This is a genomic window from Ruegeria sp. CL6, from assembly GCF_056536465.1.
Genome location: NZ_JBQFPR010000007.1, coordinates 205,585 through 211,584, shown reverse-complemented (window position 1 = coordinate 211,584; position 6,000 = coordinate 205,585). Strand labels below are relative to the sequence as shown.

Annotated in this window: 7 protein-coding genes; 4 read left to right on the top strand and 3 right to left on the bottom strand. The window is 57.7% G+C overall.

Translation table 11 applies throughout. The features are described from left to right. The 3 genes from ACR0LH_RS18315 to parC all read right to left on the bottom strand — a co-directional run. Window positions 1–111: GTP-binding protein (locus ACR0LH_RS18315; protein ID WP_170744588.1), on the bottom strand; the 111-nt coding region annotated here is incomplete at its 3' end. Between the two features lie 113 nt (window positions 112–224). Beyond that, entirely contained in the window at window positions 225–818 is a 594-nt protein-coding gene (locus ACR0LH_RS18310) for a hypothetical protein (protein WP_170485935.1), read from the bottom strand. A 97-nt stretch (window positions 819–915) separates the two neighbouring features. Continuing rightward, window positions 916–3,264: a DNA topoisomerase IV subunit A gene (gene parC / locus ACR0LH_RS18305; protein ID WP_170797445.1), complete on the bottom strand. Its 2,349-nt coding sequence runs from the start codon at window positions 3,262–3,264 to the stop codon at window positions 916–918. A 200-nt stretch (window positions 3,265–3,464) separates the two neighbouring features. On the opposite strand from parC, the gene ACR0LH_RS18300 reads away from it, so the two are divergent. From ACR0LH_RS18300 to ACR0LH_RS18285, 4 genes are all read left to right on the top strand, one after another. Then, complete coding sequence (locus tag ACR0LH_RS18300) at window positions 3,465–4,076, top strand: SH3 domain-containing protein (protein WP_480721993.1); 612 nt, start codon at window positions 3,465–3,467, stop codon at window positions 4,074–4,076. 69 nt (window positions 4,077–4,145) lie between these two features. Further along, window positions 4,146–4,973, top strand: coding sequence for an SDR family NAD(P)-dependent oxidoreductase (locus ACR0LH_RS18295; RefSeq protein ID WP_170485937.1), 828 nt, complete (start codon window positions 4,146–4,148; stop codon window positions 4,971–4,973). Window positions 4,974–5,053: 80 nt separating this feature from the next. Then, a complete protein-coding gene (locus ACR0LH_RS18290) occupies window positions 5,054–5,257 on the top strand; it encodes a twin transmembrane helix small protein (protein ID WP_170388302.1) in 204 nt (67 codons plus the stop codon). Further along, window positions 5,258–5,830 carry a cob(I)yrinic acid a,c-diamide adenosyltransferase gene (locus ACR0LH_RS18285; RefSeq protein WP_170413962.1) on the top strand — a complete coding sequence of 191 codons (573 nt, stop codon included), beginning with the start codon at window positions 5,258–5,260 and terminating at the stop codon, window positions 5,828–5,830. It abuts the gene before it with no gap. Window positions 5,831–6,000 lie beyond the last annotated feature (170 nt).

Sequence of the window (6,000 nt, the reverse complement as noted above, 5' to 3'; positions counted from 1 at the left end):
ACCGAAATACTTGGTGATCGCTGCGGTCAGCGTCGTCTTACCATGGTCAACGTGGCCAATCGTGCCGATGTTGACGTGCGGTTTTGTACGCTCAAACTTTTCCTTTGCCATTCCTCAGGCGCCCTTTTGCGATTTGGGGGACCCTTGGTCCCGTGGTTACATCTGCGCGCGCGAGATATTTGGTTCGCAGGGGAAAATCAAGCACATCCTGCGTTAAAAGCAGGTTAAGACGCCGGATTTTGCAGAACCTCGGAGGAATCGAGAGGTTGTATCAGGTCAGGGCGGCGTTGGAACCAGCCGTTCTCGTCATGTTCTTCGGCCAACCACTCTTCGACTCGGTCTGCAACCTTCAGGGCCAGACCGCTCATTTGCTCTTCTTTGGTCCGCGTATTTCCCGACCCTGTCAGGGCACTTTCACCGGTTGTATCTTCCAGAACCTGAAACTGTTTTCCCTTAGCCAGGAATTCCTTGTTCTTCACGTCATAGACGTTAACCAGAACAATCGCCGTGCTTTTTGGGTTGTAGATGACCGGAATGCCCGGCGGAGCCAGCATGTACCCTTCGAGACTGATACCGATATCGTATTCCTGTGCTCCTTCATACCGGCCCAAGCGGACATCCACAGCGTTCTGAATCGCCGCCGTCCATTCATCCGGCGTGGCGTCGCGGGATACCGGACCCTGCACTGCCTTGTCAGCAAAGGCATAGTTCACACGCAGCTTGAATTCCCCCAGCGACTCGGGTTCTTCATATAGCTGCGTCTGCGCACACGCGCCCAGCAGGGTCAATCCGGTTATCAAGGTCAGAATGCGTAACATGATCTCGTCTCGATGGGCCTGTTTTTCTTTGATTTAGCGCACCAACCCAACTTGTGCCAAGCTGGATCGAAAGAATTCAGTTGTTGTGGCCGCGCGATCACGAGAATTTATAGTCGCGCGGGAACCCGTAAGGCGGCTTTTTCCCAACGCTGGCGCGTTTCGCAAGCCACTGGGACATATCGGCCTCGTGCCGTGTTTTATCCCCACCCATGGACCATTTGAGCCCCTCCTCCCAGTGAAAGGTCGTGAGGTCCGACAGCCCGCCATCCAGCTCCAGCGTTCCCTGCCGTCCGCGTGCCATGTTGTATTTCTGCAGGCGCACGCCTTTGCCACGCCCCATTTCAGGCAGCTCCTCGACAGGAAATACAAGGAACTTGCCGTTCTGGGACACCACAGCCACATGGTCGCCCTGAACCGGCTTACAAATCATTGCGGTTTCGTCGCCCTTGACGTTCAAAACCTGCTTGCCGTTGCGGGTCTGGGCCAGAACGTCATCCTCGGGCACCATGAAGCCGTTGCCTGCATCCGAGGCTACCAGCAGCTTGCGCCCCGGCTTGTGGATCATGATGTCGATGATCTGTGCCTCGTTCGGCAGGTCCACCATCAGGCGCAGCGGCTCACCCATGCCGCGTCCGCCGGGCAGGTTGGCTGCGCTGACCGTGTAGAAACGTCCGTTCGACGCAAACACCAGCAGACGGTCGGTGGTTTCGGCATGGAAGATAAAACGCGGACCGTCGCCATCCTTGAACTTGAGCTCGCGCTTGAGATCGATGTGACCCGTCATTGCGCGAATCCAACCCATCTGAGAGCAGACGACCGTGATCGGCTCCTTGTCGATCATCGCTTCAAGCGGCACTTCTTCCACATTCCCGGCTTCGGCAAACTGGCTGCGGCGCGCGCCGCCTTCGTAATCTTTGCCGAATGTCTTCTTGGTCTCTTTCAACTGCTCGGCGATCTTGGCCCATTGCAGGGCGGGGTCGGCCAGCAGGTCCTCGAGATTGGCGCGTTCCAGCATCAGCTCATCACGCTCGCGCACCAACTCCATCTCTTCCAGACGGCGCAAGCTGCGCAGGCGCATGTTGAGGATCGCGTCGGCCTGAACTTCGGACAGTTCGCCCTCGCCCGGTTTAGGCGAGACATAGTCGGACTCATCAGTCGCGCGAACATGGTCGATGCCCCAATCCTCGCGCATCAGCGCGGCTTTTGGGTCGTCATCATAGCGGATGATGTCGATCACACGGTCGAGGTTCAGGAAGGCAACGATGAAGCCCTCCAATACCTCCAAACGGTGGTCGATCTTCGCCATGCGGTGACGCGAACGGCGCAGCAGAACCTCTTGCCGGTGATCGAGGAAGGCGCGCAGCACTTCCTTCATCGAGCAGACCTTGGGTGTCACCCCGTCGATCAGCACGTTCATGTTCAGGCTGAACCGGATCTCAAGGTCAGAGTTGCGATAGAGCATCCCCATCAACACCTCGGGGTCCACGTTCTTGGAGCGTGGTTCAAGGATCAGGCGGATGTCATCGGCGGATTCGTCGCGTACATCGGCAAGGATCGGGATTTTCTTGGTCTGGATCAGTTCCGCGATCTTTTCGATCAGCTTGGACTTCTGAACCTGATAGGGAATCTCGGTGACCACGATCTGCCACTGGCCGCGTCCGAGGTCTTCAACCTCGAACTTACAGCGCAGGCGGAACGACCCGCGCCCGGTGCGATAGGCTTGCGCGATATTCTCGGGCGGCTCGACGATCACGCCACCTGTCGGGAAATCCGGGCCGGGAACGTAGTTCAACAGAGTGTCGTCGCGGGCGTCGGGCGTTTTGATCAGATGCAGACAGGCATCGCAAAGCTCTGAGATGTTGTGCGGCGGGATATTCGTCGCCATGCCCACCGCAATACCGCTGGCTCCGTTCGCCAGCAGATTCGGGAACTGCGCAGGCAGCACGACCGGCTCGGTCAGGGTGCCGTCATAGTTGTCGCGGAAATCAACGGCGTCTTCGTTCAGACCTTCAAGCAGCGCCTCGGCCACGATGGTCATCCGCGCCTCGGTGTATCGCGAGGCCGCAGGGTTGTCGCCGTCGATATTGCCGAAATTCCCCTGCCCGTCGACCAACGGGTAGCGCACGTTGAAATCCTGCGCCAAACGCGCCATCGCGTCGTAGATCGCTGCGTCGCCATGCGGGTGATAGTTACCCATCACGTCGCCCGAGATTTTGGCTGACTTACGGAATCCTCCCGTCGCGCTGAGTCGCAACTCGCGCATCGCGTATAGAATTCGCCGGTGAACCGGCTTTAGCCCGTCCCGCGCATCGGGCAGTGCCCGGTGCATGATAGTAGATAGCGCATAGGTCAGATAGCGTTCGCCAATCGCGCGGCGCAGCGGTTCAGCTATCTCGCCCCCGGTCTCAGGGGTCTCCATGTTGGGGTCGTCGATCGTGTCGTTCATATATGATGTGATACGACGCAACCGCGCTGCGGTAAAGCAACCAGCACGCATTTTGCTGGGGACAAGTGGCGCTTTATGCAACAGGGGGAGGCAAGCTCAGGATTTCCCCCAATCTTTCGACTCGGCTAAAAGATTATGTTAGGCTTTCACGTATTATACTGCCGTCTATTTCACGTTTTTCTTTTACCGGGGGATGCGCCATGTCGCGCCTTGTTCTTGCTACCTTTGCCGCACTCGGATGGTGTTTCTATGTCATGAGTGACGGTGCCGATTTTGAGCCGCGCGGAGTGCGAACCGCGAAGCCGGAGCGTGTTACCTCCCCTCCGGAGCAGGTAGCCCTGCAACACACTCGTGCCGAACAACTGGTAACGAATGTTGCCGCGCGCACGCCGACGGTGAGCGTAAAGCCTATCCTCACAAAAGAAGACATCGTCGAGATTTTGCCCGAACCGGCCACTCTCGAGTCCTTTTCAAGCCTGTCGGCTTTCGATGATCCAAGCGCAAATATTACCCTTGCCTCGCTTGAGGACGGGCTGACCGGGCTTCGTCAGGTCACCGAACCTGAGCAACACTCAGAGGCGGAAACGCCTGCGATTCCAGAGCCACAAAAAGACATCCGTGAAATTTCGGGGACGCGTGTGAACATGCGCGACGGTCCGGGCACGATCTACCCGATCGTTGGCAAAGTGAGCATTGGCCAGAAGGTCGAAGTCCTAAGCGACTCGGGCACCGGATGGCTGCGGCTTCGCGTGTTGCCCGCGCAACAGGTCGGATGGATATCTGCCTCTCTGGTCAGAAAAATCACAGAGTGACGCAGTGCCAACATTGTCCTGATCCATGCCTCGCCATAGCTTTGGCGCAGGATAAATTTCAGGAAGACCATGCAGAAAACCATTCTTATCACCGGCTGCTCCTCTGGCATCGGACTTGACGCAGCGCACGGGATGCGTGCGCGTGGGTGGCGTGTTTTCGCGTCCTGCCGCCAGCAGCGTGACTGCGACCGGCTGCGCGCGCAGGGTTTTGACAGCCCGCGCATTGACTATACCGACAGCGAAAGCATCACATCCGGCCTCGCGGAAGTGCTGGATGCAACCGGTGGCACGTTGGACGCGGTTTTCAACAACGGCGCACATGGATTGCCCGGGGCGGTTGAAGATTTGCCCACAGACGGTTTACGCACGATCTTCGAGGCAAACTTTTTCGGCTGGCACGAGCTCACGCGCCAAATCATCCCGATCATGCGCGCGCAGGGCCACGGGCGAATCGTTCAAAACTCGTCGGTTCTGGGCCTTGTCGCTTTTCCGTGGCGCGGCGCTTATGTGGCCACCAAATATGCGGTCGAAGGGCTGACGGACACGCTGCGCCTGGAACTGGCAGGAACGAACATCAAAGCCATCCTGATCGAACCCGGCCCGATCACGTCAAAAATCCGCGAGAACTCGATCCCTTTCTTCGAGCGATTCATCAACTGGGAAAACTCGGCCCTGCGCGAGAAATACGAAGCCTCGTTATTGAAAAGACTGTACGAATCCTCGGGGCCGGATCGGTTCGAGCTGCCTGCGTCGGCGGTAACCGACAAGCTGGCTCATGCTGTGGAATCCAAACGCCCGCGCGCCCGGTATTATGTCACCACGCCGACTTATATCGCCGGATACCTGCGTCGGTTCCTTCCCACGCGCACAATCGACCGTATCCTGTCGGACGTCTGAGGCGAAATTACCCGTTCGCTTTTTGAGCGTCCGAGGCTAGATGATAGCCCAACGAAACAAGTAACGCGGACGGTGTACTCATGGACCTACTGATGGTCGTCCTACTGTTGGCAATGGCTGCTGTTGTCGTCGTGCTGGCGATCGGCATCTCGAATTTCGGCAAAAGCGGCAAGGCAGCCGCGATGAAAAGCAACAAGATGATGCGCCTGCGCATCCTGTTTCAATTCATTGCCGTAATACTGATCGTGCTCTACGTCTGGCTGCGCGGACAAGGAGTTCAATAGATGGTCGTTCTCAATAAAATCTACACACGCACCGGCGATGACGGTAAAACCGCGCTGGGTAACGGCGAACGTGTCGCAAAATACTCGGGCCGCGTGGCCGCCTATGGCACCGTGGATGAACTGAATTCCTTTGTCGGCGTCGCCCGCACCGAGGCCGAAGGCGAGGTTGAGGCCGCGCTGTCGCGCATCCAGAACGACTTGTTCGATCTGGGGGCCGATTTTTGCCGCCCCGACATGGAAAAAGACGCCGAGGCCGACTATCCCCCGCTTCGGATCGTACCAGCCCAGATCGACAGGTTAGAGGCCGAGATAGACGCGATGAACGAAACGCTGGAGCCATTGCGCAGCTTCATCCTGCCGGGCGGGTCTCGTTTGGCGGCTCATCTGCATGTCTGCCGCACAGTGTCACGCCGCGCCGAACGGCTGGCCGTCGAGTTGACGAACATGGAACCAGTAAACGAGGTGGCTGTTAAATACCTTAACCGTCTCAGCGACTGGTTCTTTGTGGCGGCCAGATGCGCAAATGAAAACGGCACGGCGGATGTGCTGTGGATTCCCGGCGCGAACCGCTAACTCGTCATTGGGCAAGCAATTTTATTGCGCGCCGTTGCGTCAAAAAACACGAAACGCGACGTCCCAAGTCCATGACGTGACGATTTTGCTCTGTTGCCACTCGAATTGAAACGCTATTCAGACCCCCGAGAGCATTGGTGGAGTCGCTTCGCGGCTTACCGGATTTGTAA